Below are 18,097 nucleotides of genomic sequence, written 5' to 3'. Positions count from 1 at the left end.
AGTGCGCCGGGTGGTGATTTGACACGACTCGCATGATGGCGGTTGGTTGTTGATGGCGTAAATGCTCACCTGGCGTAGGGCGTCACTCACCGCGTGAGCGGTAGTGCGCCACGTGATGATTTGACACCAACCAGCTTGATGGCGGACTCATCGAAGTCGAGCTGCCCTTGTACCATTATTTCGTCGTATTTCCAGCCCAGTTACATCTCAATATACTGCGGCCAGCCAAGCAGCGGATTCAGCATGCCTTGTTTGTGTTCAAAGGCATCGCGGCGTTCCGGTGAGGCGTTGTCGGCCAATAGTTTTTGGTAACCTTTGGCAAACTGCAATGTTTTGAGCAAAGCTGGGGCGAAGTTATCGCCGATGTCTTCGTTCACGGCTGCGGCAAAACCTGGTGGCAATAAGCTGATGGTTTGCTGGGTCTGGATTTGCAAAAAGGTCACGTCAAACCAGCTGTCTTGCAGTTCGATGTTTTTCAGCCGCTGTTTTAAATCCTGTTTCACCTTGTCGCCTTTGCAGCACAAGCGGTACAACACCACTTCGGCCAGCATGCCTTCGAGGTTAAAGTGCTCGAATGGGTCGAGTTGGGTATGATAAAAAAACGTCTGTTTTAATACCGCTATCGCCTGACGACGCTGCCATTCCTGCAATGCATGTTGATACTGCGAGAGTCCTGACCATTCTTCAGCATCGGGAGGGCTTGCGATATCAGCCAGCAGCTGCGCTTCGACGTCCCCATACAGTGATTTACGGCTTGGATTCAGCAAGCTAACCTGACTGAGCATGCTCCAGCCTTTCTGGAAGGGTTTCACAATGCCTTCCGGGCTTTGCAGCAGCGCCAGTGCGCGGTCTAAATCCTGCTCCGACAGCTCGGCTAAACCTAAACTGGCGACGCCGATAATGTCGTGCGCCGCTTGCTCCAGCAAATGCATTTTGTATTTGTTATAAAACTTGTCGGCAAACTTGAGACTCATCAACACTGCTTTGCTTTTGATGTTCTCAAGATCTGAGGCGCTGAGTCGGCCCTGCGCCTGACCATAAGCGATGACCTTACTTAAAAATGGCCCTTGATTGGCGTCGCGTAACGCTAACTGCATGTCGTTCCCTTAATTCAGTACTTAATCCAGAAAACTAAACATATCGTCCACTTCGGCGTATTCGTCGGTGGCCTGGTTTTTCTCTTTGGCTTGCATCACCAGCTCAGTAGCGAACTTGTTGATGATATGTTCCCAGCCGGAATTTTCGTTACGAACCAAGCTCTTAATCGATTGTTCTACCGCCGGTGTCAACTGACGGATCAGCGCCAGCAAACTGCGAGGGTCATCAAAGCCTAAACCATGCACTTCTTCGTTGATATTACGTTCGGTATAGCTGATGGCTTCTTCCAGATCTTCCTCTTCTTCGTGCAGCAAATCATGGATTTCGTCTTCATCTTCAATCACTTCGCCACGATACAACTCGATAAACGGAATGGATAAATAAAACAAACCGGCCGGATCTTCAGCAATACATTCCAGAATTTCGGCCTGTTTTTCTTCGCTTTCCTGAGTCCGGATTAAATAGGTCAGAAAATCGAAGGTGTGCTGCTTTAACTCATCCGCATTGTTTTTGATTTTTTCTTCCCAGTACAACGGCTGCTGGCAGACGATGTCGCGGATTTTTTCCGGCGTCATCAGCTCAGAGATAATCGAAGGGAACGAAATATCGTGTTGGCTGTTGATTTGCGTCAGCGTCACAATATCAATATTTTCAATCACTTCAACCAGCTGGGCGTCTGACATGGTGTTGGCCATCAGCTCAAATTTTTTGCTGGCTTGTTTTGGCTCAACCACTGCCAGTTGTTTAATTTCCGCGACTGCAATTTCAATCAGACTATTCATCAGCGACCTTCCCGGTTAAAGGTAATTTCATCATATTGATCGTCATAGCCGTCTTCATCTTCTTCGTCGCGGCCTTCGTAATCATCCTGCGCTTCGTTGCGCTCATCGTCATCATAATCTTCTTCGTAACCGTCTTCATCGCTTTCATCCTTGCTGCGTTTGGCCGGGGTTGAAGATTCGTTCGACAGCATAAAGAGCACGGCGCAGGCTTCGATCAGCAGGTTTTCGTCATAACCGCGGATGGTTTTTACCAATGGTAAGTCGTCATTGTTAAAGGCGACTGAGGTTTTAAAATCATCCCATAATGGAAACGTATTGGTTTTCAACCACTGTGACCATTTCAGTTTGGCTTCGCCGGTGAATTTCACCCGGCCAAACAGCGCCACCGGTAAATATTCCGGCACCGATTGCAGCATTTCCGGATCGGCTTCTAATACTTTTTTAATCTGGCTGGTGAAGTTGCCAAGCGCTTTTGGCGTGTCGGGGTCGTTATAAGATTCAATGTTTTCAAAGGCATCAGTTTTCAACTGTTGTAATCTGGCCTGATCGAATTTTTTGCTCATGGTAGTTCCTGTCTGTGGTTCGTTAACCGGCTGGGTAATATTGGTCCCACAGCTCTTTCATCGCTGCGGTCGGTTCCGGCACTATCACGTTGTTAAAATCTTTGATAAAAGCGGCGCGTTTTTTGGCATCAGATAGTACATCGTAGGCTTCTTTCACCCGTTGTAACTGCAGCGCGGCCTGATCTTTGGCGTCATCCGACTCAGACAGCAGTTTGTCCGGATGATATTTATTCGACAGTCGTTTATATGCTTTTTTGATTTCTTCATCGGTCGCGGTGGCTTTGACACCCAGGACCCGGAAATAGTTAATCATGTTAAACCTTGTGAATACGAGGTGGATAAACCCATCATCCTTGAAGATTCGGGGTTGTTGGCCGCCCTCACTCACCCCAGTCACATAGAACAGCTATGCTCCTGGGGCGGGCTGGCGTTCCAGATTCGTTCAGTTGCCGCCTACCCGAATCTTCAATGATTTTGGGTATACACGAGAAAAGGGCAGGTGTTGCCAACTTGGGTGCTGGTCACTGGCCGCAGACAATGGGGCGATCATAGCAGAAAAAGCAGGGTGGGCAGCAGCCTAAATGGCGAGGTCAGAGCATTCAGGGGTGAATACCTTCTCTCGCCGGACAAATCCTTGCCTTTTACCGCAAAAAACGCACAATGCTGCAAAATGTTCCTCCGGCAGAGACTCTGATGCAACTGATCCCAACCGCTATTCCCGATGTGCTGATTTTACAACCCAAGGTCTTCAGCGACGAGCGCGGTTATTTTTTGCAGAGTTTTCAGCAACAACAATATGAAGCTTTATTACAGCGGCCACTCAATTTTGTGCAGGATAACCATTCGCACTCCAAACAAGGTGTGTTGCGTGGTTTGCATTACCAGATTTCTCAGCCGCAAGCGAAATTAATCCGGGTGGTACAAGGCGAAATTTTTGATGTAGCCGTCGATTTACGGAGTTCTTCCGCTACTTTTGGTCAATGGATCGGGCAGTTTTTATCGGCCCAAAACCAGCAGCAATTGTTTATTCCTGAAGGTTTTGCCCATGGTTTTCTGGTGCTGAGCGACAGCGCCGATGTGCATTATAAAACTACGGACTATTACGCACCGGCGTTTGAACGTTGCATCCGTTGGGATGATGCGGATTTGGCCATCGACTGGCCACTGGCACAGTTGCCAGCATTGCCACCGTCCCTTTCTGTGCGCGATCAACAAGCCGCGTCATTTAAAACCGCTGAGTATTTCGGGTAGTTGTTAATTGTGGGTCAGAGTCAATTATTAACAGAAATCCGTTAACAATTGACTCTGACCCCGAATGTTAATTGATGTGGATTTCGTCCAGTTCCAGGAAATACTCCGGCTTGCTGGCATGCGGTGATGCTGACCATAACAACATACTAATGGCAGAAAGTTCGGCACCGGCAAACTGACTCAGTGGCATTTTAATCACTTGCCAGTCATTGCTGACGCTAAAATCAGCGCCAACCGGCATCATGCTGCCCGCGCTAAACAGCTGTAGCTGATAGGTGCCCGGTGTGCCGCGAATGGCAAAACTCACCGTGGTAAATGTGCTTAAATCAGCGCCTTGTTCCATGCTTTTCCCTGGCAGGTAGGTCAAGCCAGACCATGGATAGCTAAACCCAGGTTTGATTGCACCATCAACGCGAATGGCGCCGGCACCTTGGTAACCTTCGGCTATCCAGCTCATATTCGCGCTCGACTGGCCCTGCATCATACTGTCGCTGCTGGCGCTAATGCCAAGACCCTGTAAGGTTTTGCGGCTTTGAGCGAAATCAGCCAGTAATCCAGCGCTGACTTTGCTGGCCTCAGCGCTGACAATCGGGTTAATCCGCACACCGTTTTTCCAGATTTTGTGTGGCGTCAATAATGCCGTTAAATCGTTTTTGACATCCCCGACCAACAGCAAATCTGCCTTGGCACCTACTTTGAGCAATCCAGCCTGTTTTAAGCCAAAACTGCTGGCGGGCACAGAGGTGGCGCTTTTCAGCACTTCATCGATACTCAACCCAGCCTGTTGCAGCAACAACATCTCCAATGGCAGGCTGATGCCGTGCGCGGTGCCTGGGTTTGGCGCGTCGGTACCGGCCAGAATACGGATGCCGTGCTGATGCATAACCCGGGTGTTGTAGAGCAGATTGTCAAACAGCGCCGGCGGAATATTAAACTGAGTAAAACCTTGTTTTAAATTATGGCGTTGGTTGGCACTGAGCTTTAAGTCAGCGCGGTTCAGCACATATTTGTTATTGTGTTGACGCACTGTCATTGCTTCGTGCACTGCCAAGGTTGGAATAATAAACACCTTTTGCGCCTTCATCAGATCCAGCAGCTTTTGCTGCACTCTGGACTCAATAAAGCCATGCACCAGGCCATCAGCACCAGCGCGTACCGCTTCTAATGCCGATTGTTGGTCGCTGATATGTACCACCGCCAGTTTGCCGTGCTGCTTAGCGGCTTTAATCACTGCGCTTAAGGTTGCTTCGTCAATTGAAGGGAACATTTTGCGTGGGGCTTTGGCCGACTCGTAGACAATTTTAATATAATCAGAACCTTCAGCGATGCGTGCCGCGACAAAAGCATCGGCTTGCGCCGGCGTTTCAATGGTTGGGATCGGCATGCCATATTCAGTGCCGTGGCCTTTTGGCGCGGTGACGAGGGTGCCGGCGCTATATAAATCGGCGCGTTGCTGGTTCGGCGTTTCGTCGCGGCCAGCCTGCAGCGGCTTCATCAACTGCGCCGACATAAACATATCCAGCACTGTGGTCACGCCATATTGCGGCGCTAATTCCAGCGCATCGTTGTAGGTGTGGACGTGCGCGTCAATCAGCCCCGGCAGCAGAGCCATGCCTTCGCCATCAAGCTTTGGTAATTCGTTTTGAATTGGGTTTTCGCTGATCTGGCTGATCCGCCCTTGCTGCACTTCGATATAGCGCTGCCCTTGCCAGGTTTCACCATCAAACAGTTGCACCGGCCCCAGCACAAAACTTGCTGGTTCTGCGGTTTTGGGTGCCGTCGTTGCTGCTGGTGTTTTTGCTGTGTCTGGCGTTGGCAACAGACTGAAAAAAGCGGCCAGCATCAGCACCGAACCGCAAGTGATCATTAAAGTTTTCGAAGACATCTCAAACACTCCTGTTCTGACGAAAGGCACGGCTGGCCAGCACGCCAAATACCACGGTGAAAATCAGCAAGGCAAACAGATGCTGCCACCATGGCTGGGGCAAATCACGGCCAATCACACTCAGCGCCAATTGGCCAAAGTGAAAACTTGGGAGCAACTGGGCAAACTGCTGCATAAAGCCAGGCAGGATATGAATGGGTAACCATAAACCTCCTAAAAACGCCAACGGCAGATAAATCAGATTCACCACTGCAGGTGCTGCTTTGGCGCTTAAGGTCAGCCCCAGCCACAGCCCAAATAAACAAAATGGCAGGGTGCCAACTAACACGAGTCCCGCCAGTCCCAGCCACTGGCTGGTGTACAACCGGACATTGCCGAACAACGCAGCGCAGACAAACAACAACATCACAATCACCAGCGCAAACAATAAACTGGAGACCACTTTGCCGAACAGATAAGCCGACACCGGCGCCGGGGCAATTTGTTTCATCGTGAGCCATCCCTGAGATTTTTCGGTGGCGACATTGACGCCGAAGTTAAACAGCGCCGGGCCCATCACGCCGAAGCAGCAATACGTCACCAGCAAATAGTCACTTTGGCCGCCTTTGGTGATAAAAACCCCAAACAGCAGGTAAAACATCACTGGAAAAATCAGGCTGGGCGCGACAAAACCCGGCGTGCGCCATAGCGTCAGCAAATCAAGTTTTGCTTCCATCTGCAGCAAATTCAGGGTTTGGCGCCAGTTAAGCCACGGCATATTGACCGCTAGGGTCGGTGTTGTGGTTGGTGTTGTGTCCGGTGAGGTCGGCATCGTACGCGGATTCATGCGCTGTGCTCCTTGCTATGTGTCAGATGTAAAAAGGCTTGTTCCAGGCTGACACTGCTGACGGTGAGATCCGTCAGTTGTTCGTCCAGCGCCAGTAACCGGCGTAAGGTTTGTTCGGGTTGGCTGCTATGAATTTGTAAGTGTTGCGCTGCCGGATTGTCCTTCTGTGCTGTTAACTGCGCGGCTAGTTGCACAACCAATTGCACTTCCGGCCAGCTGCTGATCAGCTGCTGCGACAATCTGCTGCAGCAGCTGATTTGCCGGGTCTGACTAAAAGCTTTTAAGGTGGCGGGGCTGCCGTCTGCAATAAAACGGCCGTTTTTCAGCACCAAAATCCGGGACGCCAGTTGATCAGCTTCTTCCAGATAATGGGTAGTCAAAATCACGCTGATGCCATCGGCTTTGGCCTGGCGGATTTGTTGCCAGAACGCCTGGCGGGCAGCGACGTCTAAGCCGACTGTGGGTTCATCCAAAAACAGCAAGGCCGGTTTGCCGATGATGGCGAGCGCAAATAACACCGCTTGTTTCTGGCCACCTGACAATGATGAAAACCGTTGTTGAACAAGGTCACTCAGGCCACAGCTCTGGATCAGTTCCGGTAGTGGCCGCGGATTGGGGTAATAACAGCTAAATAGCTCCAGATGCTCCAGCACCGTCAGATTGCCCGGCAAACTGGCTTGTTGCAGCATCACCCCGATATTGGCGCGCAGGGCCATCGACTGTTGCAAGACACTCACCGGCTGACCGAACAACTGCACCTCGCCGCTGTCGGCGGGCAGCAACCCGAGCAAAATGTTGAGTAACGTGGTTTTTCCGGCACCATTTTCACCAAGAATAGCGACAATTTCCCCGGCCTGAATGGTTAAGTTCAGCTGGTTGAGCACCGGGTGTTGCGAAAACTTTTTGTTGAGATCAGTAATTTCGATATAGGGCGTGGTCATCAGGCGGCTCCGCTTACAAGGTACCGGAACAGTGTGTGCTATGCCGGTCTCTGAGTGCAGCGGTATTCGTCATCAATACGGGGTGACATTTGTCATTTGTTTGCTGATGCCGCTGCGAATGGACAGAAATCTGTTGCTGATGGCTGTCATGTTCCGACATTGCTGGATGTGAATTTACTAATTAATGACATTCTGAAGCACTTTTGATGATAGTTCAGTGACAAATTTCTGATATTTCTTGTCGCAGCTTTTGACGATCCCGGCGTTGACTACAGTGGGTACGGCAGATTTTTCCAGCTGTCGAACCCTACCCCGCTTCCTCAAAGATGACGGGTATATAGCCAAAATAAGAGGTCGTTATGAAAACCAGGAACCTATCAACACTTTCGTTATTGCTGTGTAGCTTATCGGTGGTTGCAGCAACGCCTGCAATCCTCACTACCACAGCTGATGCCGTTGCCGCACCAACCGTTGTACACGACCGCAGTGCGTCCGCCACAGCTTCGCGCCAGCCAGTCAACCCGCTGATCTACAGCTACGATGAAATGTTTAACTTTGATATTGAAGCTTATCTCGCCAGTCAGGCGCCGCATTTATTGCCTTATGCCGAACAAATTTCGCATTGGGCTGGTTATAGCAGCATCAGCCCGCGGGTGTTAATGGCCTTGATGGAGCAGCAAAGTGGCGTCCTGCGAAACGCAAATCTAAGCGCAAAACAACTGGCGCAGCCGTTTGGCAAATTATCAGCAAAACGCGATTTTGCTGGCCAGTTGCAAGATGTCGCCGATCAGTTGGCGACCCGGTTGTACACTGAACCCACTCACCCTGAAGCTGCAGAATTCGCCAAGCAGCAGGCGCCGTCGGCGTTAGATTTTTTATTTGCCAGTGCCACACCTAAGACTTTGTCAGACGCACCGTCGCTGCCTGATCCACAAGCTTTACCGCAACAAGCCGCGGCTCGACACTTCAATGCCATTTATCAGCAGTTGTTTGCCGAGGAGTTTTCAGCAGCACCGAGCCAGATAGAACAGCAACAAGCCGTTGAGCAACAAGCAATGGTTGATCCGGTTATTCTGGCAGGTCCGGCCAATGGCTTTTTACAATTTCCATTTCCAACCGGCCAATCCTGGCATGTTGGTGGCGCGCATACCAATACCGGCAGTGGTAATTATCCGATGTCGTCGCTGGATTTGAGTCAAGGTGGCGGTTGGGGCAGTAATCAGTCCAGTCGTTGGGTTGCGGCATCAGCGGCGGGTAGTTTTAAACGCCATTCGTCCTGTTTTGCTGAAGTGGTGCATAGTGGCGGCTGGTCTACCACTTATTATCATTTGATGAATATTCAATTTAGTACCGGCGCCACCGTCAGCAAAAATACCAAAATTGCAAATCCGGCGAATACCCAGCCACAAGCTTTGTGCAATGGCGGCAGTTCGACCGGCCCGCACCAACACTGGAGTCTGAAACAAAATGGTAGCTGGACGCATTTAAATGGTGTGTATGTTTCTGGCTGGCAAATTACTGCAACTGGCAGCAGCTATGACACCAATTGCAGCCGTTATTACCTGACGAAAAACGGCAGCCGTAGTTGTGCCGGCTATTTTAGTCACTAACCGGTTGTAGGCCTTGTTGGCGTAGCCACATCAGCGACACTTGCTGTGAAGCCTGGTGTCGCTGTACATCGTACTGCAGCTGAAAATCGTAAAGCTGTTGTTGCGGTAACGCCTGTAACACACATTGCCGGGTCATAGTCGCGGCGCACTGTTTGAGTGCGCCGACCAACACTGTGGCCGCGGCAAAACCTTCCAAAGCGACATCACTCAGGCGTGGTTTCGCCTGCGCCATCGCGGGTAGCAGCGCCGCTTTGCTTACGGTTTGCGCCAGTGATTGTTGGCGATAAGCATCCACCAGCGCTAGTTTTGACTGGTTTGGATCCGGCATCACCATCGACGCCAGCACCTGCTGACGTGGGTCGAGCAAGCTGGTCAGCTCCGACACGCCGGTAAAAGATACCACTGAATACAAGGGGTTAAAACCTTGCGTCGCGCCAAGCTCAATCGCATCAATCAGCACCTGATAGGTCCCAACCGTCAGTACGACGTCCGGCTTTTGCGCAACGAGCGCTGCGACAGCGTCGGCTAAATCGGTGGTATTGCGTTTAAATCTGCTGATCACCAAAGGTTTTAACTGGCGCTTGTGAAGCTCAGCCAGAAAATTACGTTCGACACTGGCGCCAAATTCATCGGCCTGAATCAGCAAAGCGATTTTTTTAAAGTGACGTTGATCCACCAAATACTGAATTTGCGCACTGGCTTCCTGCGCATAACTGGCGCGAAAATTATAGATAAAGTGATCTGCTGGTTGGCGCAGTAAATCGGCGCCACTAAAAGGCGCAATAAAGGGAATTTGCTCATGGCGTAACAACGGCAGCACGGCGTTGGACGTGGGTGTGCCAACATAACCAAACAATGCCAGCACTTTGTCGTGAAACACCAGTTGCCGGGTGTTATCGACGGTACGAAGTGGCTCGTAACCATCGTCCAGCGTGATCAGTTCAAGCTGTTGCCCGGCAATGCCACCTTGTTGATTTATTTGATTAAATGCCAGCTGCGCTCCAGCACGATAATCCAGTCCTAACCGTTCAGCACGACCGGAAAAAGGTGCTGACATGCCGACTTTAATCGGCGCGGCCGCCAGCGCCTGCAGTGAAACACCAACCAAGATGCACGAAAACAGCTTAAGATATCGGCACATTAACGTAAGTCCCTGTAAAAGACACCGAAGTGGTTCAACTATAGCTTAGCTGGTAGGTACGGGCGGTGTTTTGATTTAGCTCATGCTAAAGGTCTATTGAAGGTCTATTGAAGGTCTATCGGGTGAACTCGTTGGCGGTTGTTCCAAGCCAAAAGTGGCTAGCAACTGGCGTATCTGATTGATCAATTGTGCTTTACCATAAGCACTTTGTTGTTTTGTGAGTTCGGCCCAGCTGTGTTTTTGCCAGAGTTTTTGGACCAATAACCGGGTTTCGTCGACCGGTAGGCGGTGAGCGCACTGATTAAACCAATTCAGTAACAGAAGCTCGACCAGTTCATAGGGCCGTTGACCAGCCACGAACAATGCCAGTTGGTGTTTTGCAAGGGCGTCCACTGTGGTCGCGGGCGGCTGACATAGCTGTAGCGCCAGTCGTGGGTTTAACTGACGCTGGCTGTCAGCCAATTGCAGGTACAAGTTGGCGGCGAACTGCTGGTGTAACTGCACAATGGTCGGTGCCAGTGTGTTGTCGCAGGCTTTGATCATTAAAACCGAAGGCTCACCACTGGCTTGTTCGGCTTGCGCACTGAGTTTCACTGGCAGAAAACCCTGGCTAGTCCAAAAACGCAATAACGTCGGCGTGGCGCCAAAACTGCTGCCGATTGCGGCAATACTCTGCTGCTGGCAATGTTGTTGCACTTGTTTGAGTAAATACTGGCCAAGCCAGCTGTTCTGCCAGGCCGGATGGATCACAATCCGCTGCACCCGCGCCAGTGGCAAGGTTGCCAATTCCGATGTTGCCAGATGAAAGGCCAGACTTTGCGCCAATAAATGACCTTGTACCCTTCTTTCGCCCTGATAAACCTGAGTGGCTAGTTGCGGTGGTAAAAGTCCTTCCAGGCTTATCACGGCGCAGCCGAGCAGTTGTGATGCTGAGGTCTGTTCTTGCGTTGAGTCCTGATACAACGCCATTACCTGTAGCTGTGGGTTATCGAGCAAAGCCCATAAATCCGTCACTTCAGTTTGATAATGCGCCAGGCTTAACAGCCCAAAAATGTTGGCCAGCAAGGCCGGTTGTGCCAACAATTCTGACGCTGGATGCAACTTGGTGACTAACGGCACTGACGGGTTATAAACAGGTGTTGGCTGCTCGCAGGCCAGTAGAAAACTGCGGAAAATTTGCTGCTCTAGCGGATCGTCGATGGTATAACGAATGGGGGTGTGCAGCCGCAGTTGCTGCCAGCCGGGACAATGTTGTTGTAAATACGGCTGAAATTTTAAACTGAAACTACGACCGGTGCCTTCGTAACCATGCTCAGTGGTCGCAAACACCAGTCGACTGTATTGCTGCGTCAGCTGTTGTAATTGCGGCAAAGGAATGGCGGCAGCTTCATCGACCAGCACTAAATCGGCGGTTGGTTTTTCCTGCAATAACAAATCGATTGGCCAAAACTGTAGCGCCAGCGGTGCATTTGGCTGCAATTCGGCCAGATAGGCTGTTGCATGCTGTAAAGCAACGGCGGCCGCTGCTGGATTCGGCGCTGTGATAATGAGTTTTTGCTTACCTTGTTGTTGCAACTGTGCGGCGGCAATACCCAGCGCTGCGGATTTACCGCGACCGCGATGGGCGGTTAGCAACAGCGGTCGGCGGCGATGACCTGAAACCACTTTTAAGATGGCGGCAACGGCTTGTTGTTGCTCCAGCGTTGAAAAGGGCGCTGGTGCCGATCCTGCGGCAACAGCAGCCGATTCTTCGGCTGGAAAGGTTGGAACCTTTGGATTTGCTGGGTGCGGATGGTAATTGGGCTGGCGGTGTAAACCAAGTTCGTTGTTATACAACCACCAATCTTGTTGCTGCGACAGCCAAAACTGCTGAAAATTGCTTGCCTGATCATGTGCTTGCAGCGGATAAGACAACATCCGTTGTGCTTGAGGATTGGGTTGTAGCGCAAATTGCTCCGGCGTGGTGGTGATCAATAACCACAGGCCACCGGCGCGTAAACAACCACTGCTGGCGGCGAACAAATCCCAATCAATACCAGCTAAACCGTTGATCACAATCCAGTCGGCTTCAAGGCCTAGTAACTGGCCTTTGTGTTTAATCTGCGTTGTCCGTGCCGGTAATGGCAAGTCGGCTGAGCACTCACCTAGCCAAAAACCAGCACCTTCGTGCTGAGTGGCCAGCAGTTCTGCCATGGTTTGCGACAACCAGTGACACTCCATTGAGTCAGCAATCTGCAACCACAACGGCAAACGCCAGCGCCGTTGCCGGTATTGCTGTTGCAGTTCAGCCAGTTGCTGGCGCAGACCCAAGTCGGCAGGCAAGTTAAATCGCCTCTAACCTGGCATAAGACGTCACCAGCCATTTGCTACCGAGATCATCAAAGTTGACCTGAATACGCGACTGGCTGCCGGTGCCTTCATAATTCAGCACTGTGCCTTCGCCGAATTTGTCGTGCAGCACCCGTTGCCCCAGCTTAAAGCCGGTATTTTCAAAAGCGCTATGGGTAGCGGCGCTGCCAAACCGGTTAAATTGGGTTGGTTTGCTGACCGAGGTGGTCAGGCGGATTTCTTCGATATACTCGGATGGCACTTCGCGTAAAAACCGCGATGGTTTGTTGTATTGCTCTTGCCCATATAAACGACGGCTTTCGGCGTGGCATAAATACAGCTTTTGCATGGCGCGGGTCATGCCGACATAACAAAGGCGGCGTTCTTCTTCCATCCGGGTTGGGTCGTCACCGGACTGTTGACTCGGGAACATGCCTTCTTCCAAACCACAGATAAACACCAACGGGAATTCCAGACCTTTGGCGCTGTGCAGCGTCATCAGTTGCACTGCATCCGAATGTTCTTCCGCCTGATATTCACCGGCTTCCAGCGCAGCTTGTGATAAAAACGCCGATAGCGGGCTCATTTCCTCGTTGGCGGTAAAATTCTGGTTAGCACAGGCGTTGACCAGCTCGTTTAAGTTCTCAATCCGGGTCTGGGCTTTTTCGCCTTTCTCCGCCTGATACATCGCATGCAAGCCCGATTGATGAATGACGTGGTCAGCCTGTTCGTCGAGTGACAAATCACGAATTTCATCATCGAGCTTATTAATCAGCTCCATAAAAGCACTGATGGCATTGGCGGCGCGGCCGGTCAGCTCTTTCTGGAATACCATCTGCTGCAAGCTTTGCCACAGCGTTTGTTGCTCGCGTTTGGCAAATTCACGCACTTTATCCATGCTGGAATCGCCGATACCGCGGGTTGGCGTATTGATGATCCGCTCCAGCGCCGCGTCGTCCTGCCGGTTGTTGATGAGCCGCAAATAAGCCAGCGAGTCTTTAATTTCCTGCCGTTCATAAAAGCGCAGTCCGCCGTAAATGCGGTAATTGATGCCATCCTGAATAAGCGCTTCTTCTAATACCCGCGACTGGGCGTTATTACGGTACAAAATCGCCGCTTCAATCAACTTGCCACCTTGCCGGCGCCACTCACGAATGCGGCTGACAATAAACCGCGCTTCGTCCAGTTCGTTAAAAGCGCTGTACAGCGAAATGGCTTCACCGGCTTCGCCGTCAGTCCATAAATCTTTGCCAAGCCGACCCTGATTGTTGGCAATCACCGCGTTGGCGGCTTTTAAAATAGTGGAGGTGGAGCGGTAGTTTTGCTCAAGACGAATAGTCACCGGCTCCGGGAAATCTTTCAGGAAGGTCTGAATATTTTCAACCTTGGCGCCGCGCCAGCCGTAAATCGACTGGTCATCGTCACCGACAATCATCACCCGCGCATGGTTGCCAGCCAGCAGACGCAACCACTGATATTGAATGGCGTTGGTATCCTGAAACTCGTCGACCAGAATTTGCCGGAAGCGCTGCTGATAATGGCTGCGGATTTCACTGTTGTTTTTCAGCAGTTCAAAGCTTCTAAGCAGAATTTCCGCAAAATCGACTAAACCGGCGCGGTCGCACATCTCCTGATAAGCGGCGTAAATTTTAATCATCGTTTCCAGATTAAAATCACCGCCATGCGCCATTTTGCCCGGCCGTTCACCTTCGTCTTTGCGACCATTGATAAACCACTGAATTTGTTTTGGCGGCCAGTGTTTTTCATCGAGGTTCAGCGCTTTCAGCACCCGGCGTACCAAGCGGTATTGGTCGTCCGAATCAATAATTTGAAAGGTTTGCGGCAAGTTGGCTTCAACAAAATGCGCCCGTAACATGCGGTGCGACAAACCGTGAAAGGTGCCCATCCACAGATTATTCAGGCTGACGCCAACGGTTTGTTCAATCCGTGCCCGCATTTCCTGCGACGCTTTATTGGTGAACGTTACCGCCAATAAGCTGTACGGCGCAACGCGTTCGACCTGCATCAGCCAGGCCAACCGATGCACCAGCACCCGGGTTTTGCCCGAACCGGCACCGGCTAAAATCAGCATATGCTGACTCGGCGCCGCCACGGCATCCCGTTGTTTGTCGTTTAAACCATCGAGTAATAAAGAAACGTCCATTGAGGCAGCCTATCGCTATACCGGTAAAGAGGTATATATATGTACAGTGGTTTTCAGATAAAGGCAGTATATCAGGGCTTGGCGATGGGCTAAACCCGTTTGCAGTTTTTCATCGTGGTGACCAAGCGTAGCACTGCCATATTTATCATCAATGCCACCAATATCGGCCAATGGTGTTCAGGTAGAGTTTTGGGTATGCTGCGACAAAACGAGTCTGATTAAGAAGCGAATTTGAGGGACGTTATGAAGACAACTGCGCTGGTGATCAATGCTGATTAAATCTGACAACCTGACCGGCGACGCCATCATCGCCCTGCTGCAACAACATCTGCACGATATGCATCTGACGTCGCCGCCGGAAAGTGTGCATGCGTTGGATCTCACCGGCCTGCGCGCCGCCGATGTTAGTTTTTGGACTTTGTGGCTGCCGCTTCCTGCCGGGCAAAAACAATCCGCACAAACTCAGGACGAGCTGCAATTAGCCGGTTGTGGCGCACTAAAACAGTTAGACGCCCAAAGCGCCGAAATTAAGTCGATGCGCACCGCAGATCATTTTCGCCGCCAAGGCATTGCCGCCGCTATGTTGACGCATCTGATTGCAGTCGCAACGGAACGTGGTTATCAGCAGCTGTATCTGGAAACAGGTTCAATGGCCTACTTTGCACCGGCCCGCGCTTTGTATCAGCGCTTTGGTTTTGAATATTGTGACCCTTTTGCCGACTATGTGCTGGACCCAAATAGTGTGTTTATGGTGAAGCAGCTATGATCAAGCGAGCGCAGTTTTTTGATCAATAACCTCACCATCATAGCCATCAGCGGCGCCTCCGGCAGTGGTAAGTCTGCGGTGATTGAACAGTTGGCTTTGATGCTCAATTGCAATTATCTGCACTTTGATGATTTTATCGATGCCGAAAGTTATCCGGCTTCGATGCGCAGCTGGTTAGATGCAGGTGCGGATCCGGCTGTTATTCGCACGCCGAGGCTGGTCACTGCGCTACAACAAGCCATCGCCGAGACTGAACGGAAGCCGTGCGCTCCGCAGTTTTTGTTGTTGGAAGAACCATTTGGCCGGCAACGACCGGAACTTGCAGCATTAGTTGATAAAGTGGTGTTGTTGCAGCCGCCGCTGGCGATTTGTTTATCGAGGGTGATTCAGCGCAATCTCACTCAAAACACCCCTGCCGATGCTGCGGCGCAAATCCAAAATTACCTGCAACGTTATGATGACTATCTGCATCAGGTCTATCAGGCAACAGTTTTGCAAGTGGCTGCCAACTGCGATCTGCTCATTACCGATCACGGTGCCAGTACAACTATCGCAACGACCATTGCGAACTGGTTGCTGCTGCCAAAAGTACCGGAATAATCCCGCCGACTACGGCAATTGCCATCACAAATCTTTCAATTCCAGCACATCACTAATTTCCAGATGCGGCAGGGTTTTTAGCGCTTTAACTGATCCTGGTGTCAGATTCAGCCAGGCGCTCTGGCAACCGGCATGCAATGCACCCAATACATCAGATTTAATGTGGTCGCCGATATGCAGTATCTCGCAAGGTTCAACCTGTAAGCGCGTGGCGGCATTTAAGAACAAATCCGGATAAGGTTTCATCCGGCCATCCGGCCCTGCCCGCAGCGCAAACTGGAACAAGTCCCCAATGCCCATCTGCTGAATATCGGCATTGCCGTTGGTGATCGCGACCAGTGGAAAACGTGTTGCCAGTTGTTCCAGCAAAGGCCGGATCTGCGCTGGTAGTTTGATATCGGTGCGGGCAGCTAAAAAAGCCGTCATCGCCAGCTCAGCGATTTCCGCAGCTTCACACCGACTGATGCCTTGCTCCACTAAACCCTGTTCCAGCGCCAATAAACGCCAACTGCTAACATCATGGCGAATGTCCGGCTGCACCGCTGCCAACATTTTGCGCTGCTGCCACCAAAAGTCCGGTTGATTGTAGGCAACATCACCGAGCAGCTGCCGCAATCGCCGCTGCATCGCCAGTTCAGCTTTGCTGATCACATCGGAATTTGGGTAAAGCGTGTCATCCAAATCAAACGACAAAGCTTTGATGGGAGAGAGGGCTTTGTAAATGCGCATTTAAATATCTGTCAGGTTAAAACTGACATGATAATAACCCCGAAAGTAGCTATCGGAACATGATTTTGGGTATAAACCTTCATTTACTAACGCTCGTCAATCGATAGCAGGCTTTGGCAATTTTTCGGTAACGGGCTTGCTTTCCCCCTCTAAATTGATGCTATATTGTCTGATAAATAGTATATTTTAGGGGGTGGAACCGATGCTCAGCCTTTCTTTCGGGATGTCCGAGGACCTGAACACGCAATCTTTGCTGCGACAGCAGGGGCTGGAACCTGTCATTTTGCAAAGTCCGACTGGCTTGCGGGTCGAAGTATTGCCTTATGGCGCCACTATTCGTTCGATTCAGCTCGATGGGCAAGAGCTCACGTTACAACATCCGCAGATCTCTGATTATCTTGAAAATAATGGTTATTTGGGTTCAACCGTTGGCCGTTATGCCAATCGGATTGCCGGTGGGCTGTTGCGGTTTGGCGCACAGATCCACCAGTTGGAGACCGCAGGCGGCGAACATTGTTTGCATGGTGGCAAGGGTTTTAGTCACCGGCTGTGGCAAGTACAACAGCAATCGGCGGACCAGCTGTTGCTGTTTTTACACAGTCATGATGGCGACTGCGGTTTTCCGGGGGATTTGTTGGTGTGGCAACAGATCCGCCTCGAAGGGACAACTGTGCACATCCACTTCAGAGCCACCACCAACAGCAGTACCGTGATCAGCCTGACCAATCATTGTTATTTTAACTTGGATGGCAGCGCTGATATCGGCGGCCATCAGCTGCAGATCCATGCTGATGCTTTTTTGCCGGTAGATGCCAGTCTTATTCCCACTGGCCAGCGTCAGTTGGTCGCAGACACAGCCTTTGATTTTCGCCAGCCCATTTCGATTGCAAGCCAGCTGGCCGTAGCCGATCCGCAGCTGCAGCAGACCGGTGGTTTTGATCATTGTTATCTGTTCCCGCAGCAACTGAACGGGTCAGCGACTGATGAACCAATCCAACCGTTGCCAGCGTTACAGCAGATGGCCACCTTAAGTTCCCCACTGAGCAACATTAGCCTGACGGTCAGCAGTACCTTGCCCGGTTTGCAGTTTTACGCCGGGCATGGATTGACCGCGCCTTTTTCGCCGCGGCAGGGATTATGCCTGGAAGCGCAGCATTGGCCAGATGCCCCCAATCGTCCGGATTTTCCATCGGCGTTGCTGGTTGCCGGACAAATCTGGCAGCAGCAAATCGTCTATGCCTTTGGCAGAGATCGGAGTTTCGAATAACCAGACCGGGGTAGCAACAACCGGCTACCGACCCTCAGACGGCAAAAGACGTAAAAAAGGTTGAAGTTTAATCATAATTGAAGTATTTATAAGATAAATAGGCTAATAAGATAGACGACAGATAAAACCAAAAAAAGGACAGGGTG

Annotated in this window: 16 protein-coding genes; 5 read left to right on the top strand and 11 right to left on the bottom strand. The window is 51.0% G+C overall.

All coding sequences use genetic code 11. The annotated features are described in order from the left end of the window. Positions 1-200: 200 nt before the first annotated feature. The 4 genes from atcC to atcJ are packed head-to-tail and all read right to left on the bottom strand — an operon-like array spanning position 201 to position 2,756. Positions 201-1,097 carry a cold adaptation protein AtcC gene (atcC, locus tag EOE67_RS02430; RefSeq protein ID WP_127697436.1) on the bottom strand — a complete coding sequence of 299 codons (897 nt, stop codon included), beginning with the start codon at positions 1,095-1,097 and terminating at the stop codon, positions 201-203. Between the two features lie 21 nt (positions 1,098-1,118). Then, positions 1,119-1,880, bottom strand: a complete 762-nt coding sequence (gene atcB / locus EOE67_RS02425) for a cold adaptation protein AtcB (protein WP_206099401.1) — start codon at positions 1,878-1,880, stop codon at positions 1,119-1,121. Continuing rightward, a complete protein-coding gene (gene atcA / locus EOE67_RS02420; protein WP_127697434.1) occupies positions 1,880-2,443 on the bottom strand; it encodes a cold adaptation protein AtcA in 564 nt (187 codons plus the stop codon). Before atcA ends, atcB begins: the two co-directional genes overlap by 1 nt. A 22-nt stretch (positions 2,444-2,465) precedes the next feature. After that, positions 2,466-2,756 (bottom strand): cold adaptation protein ActJcold adaptation protein ActJ, encoded by a 291-nt coding sequence (gene atcJ, locus EOE67_RS02415; RefSeq protein ID WP_127697433.1) that lies wholly within the window; start codon positions 2,754-2,756, stop codon positions 2,466-2,468. A gap of 380 nt (positions 2,757-3,136) precedes the next feature. Between atcJ and rfbC the strand changes: the two genes are divergently transcribed. Next, positions 3,137-3,694 (top strand): dTDP-4-dehydrorhamnose 3,5-epimerase, encoded by a 558-nt coding sequence (gene rfbC, locus EOE67_RS02410; protein WP_127697432.1) that lies wholly within the window; start codon positions 3,137-3,139, stop codon positions 3,692-3,694. Positions 3,695-3,761: 67 nt separating this feature from the next. Here rfbC and EOE67_RS02405 read toward each other — a convergent pair whose 3' ends face one another. Genes EOE67_RS02405 through EOE67_RS02395 form a run of 3 tightly spaced genes read right to left on the bottom strand, consistent with a single transcriptional unit; the run spans position 3,762 to position 7,346 of the window. Beyond that, positions 3,762-5,579, bottom strand: coding sequence for an amidohydrolase family protein (locus EOE67_RS02405; protein WP_127697431.1), 1,818 nt, complete (start codon positions 5,577-5,579; stop codon positions 3,762-3,764). 1 nt (position 5,580) lies between these two features. Beyond that, positions 5,581-6,405 carry an ABC transporter permease gene (locus tag EOE67_RS02400; RefSeq protein ID WP_240652680.1) on the bottom strand — a complete coding sequence of 275 codons (825 nt, stop codon included), beginning with the start codon at positions 6,403-6,405 and terminating at the stop codon, positions 5,581-5,583. Further along, complete coding sequence (locus EOE67_RS02395) at positions 6,402-7,346, bottom strand: ABC transporter ATP-binding protein (RefSeq protein ID WP_127697430.1); 945 nt, start codon at positions 7,344-7,346, stop codon at positions 6,402-6,404. The genes EOE67_RS02400 and EOE67_RS02395 overlap by 4 nt, the downstream gene beginning before the upstream one ends. Before the next feature lie 359 nt (positions 7,347-7,705). Between EOE67_RS02395 and EOE67_RS02390 the strand changes: the two genes are divergently transcribed. Further along, positions 7,706-8,956, top strand: coding sequence for a M23 family metallopeptidase (locus EOE67_RS02390; protein WP_127697429.1), 1,251 nt, complete (start codon positions 7,706-7,708; stop codon positions 8,954-8,956). Here the strand turns inward: EOE67_RS02390 and EOE67_RS02385 are convergent. The 3 genes from EOE67_RS02385 to uvrD form a co-directional block, all read right to left on the bottom strand. After that, positions 8,946-10,097: an ABC transporter substrate-binding protein gene (locus EOE67_RS02385; protein WP_127697428.1), complete on the bottom strand. Its 1,152-nt coding sequence runs from the start codon at positions 10,095-10,097 to the stop codon at positions 8,946-8,948. The genes EOE67_RS02390 and EOE67_RS02385 overlap by 11 nt on opposite strands. Before the next feature lie 93 nt (positions 10,098-10,190). Beyond that, positions 10,191-12,419: a tRNA(Met) cytidine acetyltransferase TmcA domain-containing protein gene (locus tag EOE67_RS02380; protein ID WP_206099400.1), complete on the bottom strand. Its 2,229-nt coding sequence runs from the start codon at positions 12,417-12,419 to the stop codon at positions 10,191-10,193. A gap of 1 nt (position 12,420) precedes the next feature. Continuing rightward, positions 12,421-14,589 (bottom strand): DNA helicase II, encoded by a 2,169-nt coding sequence (uvrD, locus tag EOE67_RS02375; protein ID WP_127697427.1) that lies wholly within the window; start codon positions 14,587-14,589, stop codon positions 12,421-12,423. A gap of 268 nt (positions 14,590-14,857) precedes the next feature. Here uvrD and EOE67_RS02370 point away from each other — a divergent pair, with 268 nt between their 5' ends. Beyond that, positions 14,858-15,355, top strand: coding sequence for a GNAT family N-acetyltransferase (locus EOE67_RS02370; RefSeq protein WP_127697426.1), 498 nt, complete (start codon positions 14,858-14,860; stop codon positions 15,353-15,355). Positions 15,356-15,373: 18 nt separating this feature from the next. Beyond that, a complete protein-coding gene (locus EOE67_RS02365) occupies positions 15,374-15,955 on the top strand; it encodes a nucleoside/nucleotide kinase family protein (RefSeq protein ID WP_127697425.1) in 582 nt (193 codons plus the stop codon). Positions 15,956-15,979: 24 nt separating this feature from the next. Here the strand turns inward: EOE67_RS02365 and EOE67_RS02360 are convergent, their stop codons facing one another. After that, positions 15,980-16,684, bottom strand: coding sequence for an HAD-IA family hydrolase (locus EOE67_RS02360; RefSeq protein ID WP_127697424.1), 705 nt, complete (start codon positions 16,682-16,684; stop codon positions 15,980-15,982). Between the two features lie 202 nt (positions 16,685-16,886). On the opposite strand from EOE67_RS02360, the gene EOE67_RS02355 reads away from it, so the two are divergent. Next, entirely contained in the window at positions 16,887-17,951 is a 1,065-nt protein-coding gene (locus EOE67_RS02355; RefSeq protein ID WP_240652679.1) for an aldose epimerase family protein, read from the top strand. Positions 17,952-18,097 lie beyond the last annotated feature (146 nt).

The sequence above is a fragment of the Rheinheimera riviphila genome (assembly GCF_004005945.1).
Classification (GTDB): Bacteria; Pseudomonadota; Gammaproteobacteria; order Enterobacterales; family Alteromonadaceae; genus Pararheinheimera; species Pararheinheimera riviphila.
The sequence above is the reverse complement of the archived record's forward strand: the minus strand, read 5'-3'. Positions and strand labels throughout refer to the sequence as shown.

Bases quoted from the DNA above. Each gene is read 5' to 3' on its own strand.
- atcC (WP_127697436.1), bottom strand. From the start codon at position 1,097: ATGCAGTTAGCGTTACGCGACGCCAATCAAGGGCCATTTTTAAGTAAG.
- atcB (WP_206099401.1), bottom strand. From the start codon at position 1,880: ATGAATAGTCTGATTGAAATTGCAGTCGCGGAAATTAAACAACTGGCA.
- atcA (WP_127697434.1), bottom strand. From the start codon at position 2,443: ATGAGCAAAAAATTCGATCAGGCCAGATTACAACAGTTGAAAACTGAT.
- atcJ (WP_127697433.1), bottom strand. From the start codon at position 2,756: ATGATTAACTATTTCCGGGTCCTGGGTGTCAAAGCCACCGCGACCGAT.
- rfbC (WP_127697432.1), top strand. From the start codon at position 3,137: ATGCAACTGATCCCAACCGCTATTCCCGATGTGCTGATTTTACAACCC.
- EOE67_RS02405 (WP_127697431.1), bottom strand. From the start codon at position 5,579: ATGTCTTCGAAAACTTTAATGATCACTTGCGGTTCGGTGCTGATGCTG.
- EOE67_RS02400 (WP_240652680.1), bottom strand. From the start codon at position 6,405: ATGAATCCGCGTACGATGCCGACCTCACCGGACACAACACCAACCACA.
- EOE67_RS02395 (WP_127697430.1), bottom strand. From the start codon at position 7,346: ATGACCACGCCCTATATCGAAATTACTGATCTCAACAAAAAGTTTTCG.
- EOE67_RS02390 (WP_127697429.1), top strand. From the start codon at position 7,706: ATGAAAACCAGGAACCTATCAACACTTTCGTTATTGCTGTGTAGCTTA.
- EOE67_RS02385 (WP_127697428.1), bottom strand. From the start codon at position 10,097: ATGTGCCGATATCTTAAGCTGTTTTCGTGCATCTTGGTTGGTGTTTCA.
- uvrD (WP_127697427.1), bottom strand. From the start codon at position 14,589: ATGGACGTTTCTTTATTACTCGATGGTTTAAACGACAAACAACGGGAT.
- EOE67_RS02370 (WP_127697426.1), top strand. From the start codon at position 14,858: ATGCTGATTAAATCTGACAACCTGACCGGCGACGCCATCATCGCCCTG.
- EOE67_RS02360 (WP_127697424.1), bottom strand. From the start codon at position 16,684: ATGCGCATTTACAAAGCCCTCTCTCCCATCAAAGCTTTGTCGTTTGAT.
- EOE67_RS02355 (WP_240652679.1), top strand. From the start codon at position 16,887: ATGCTCAGCCTTTCTTTCGGGATGTCCGAGGACCTGAACACGCAATCT.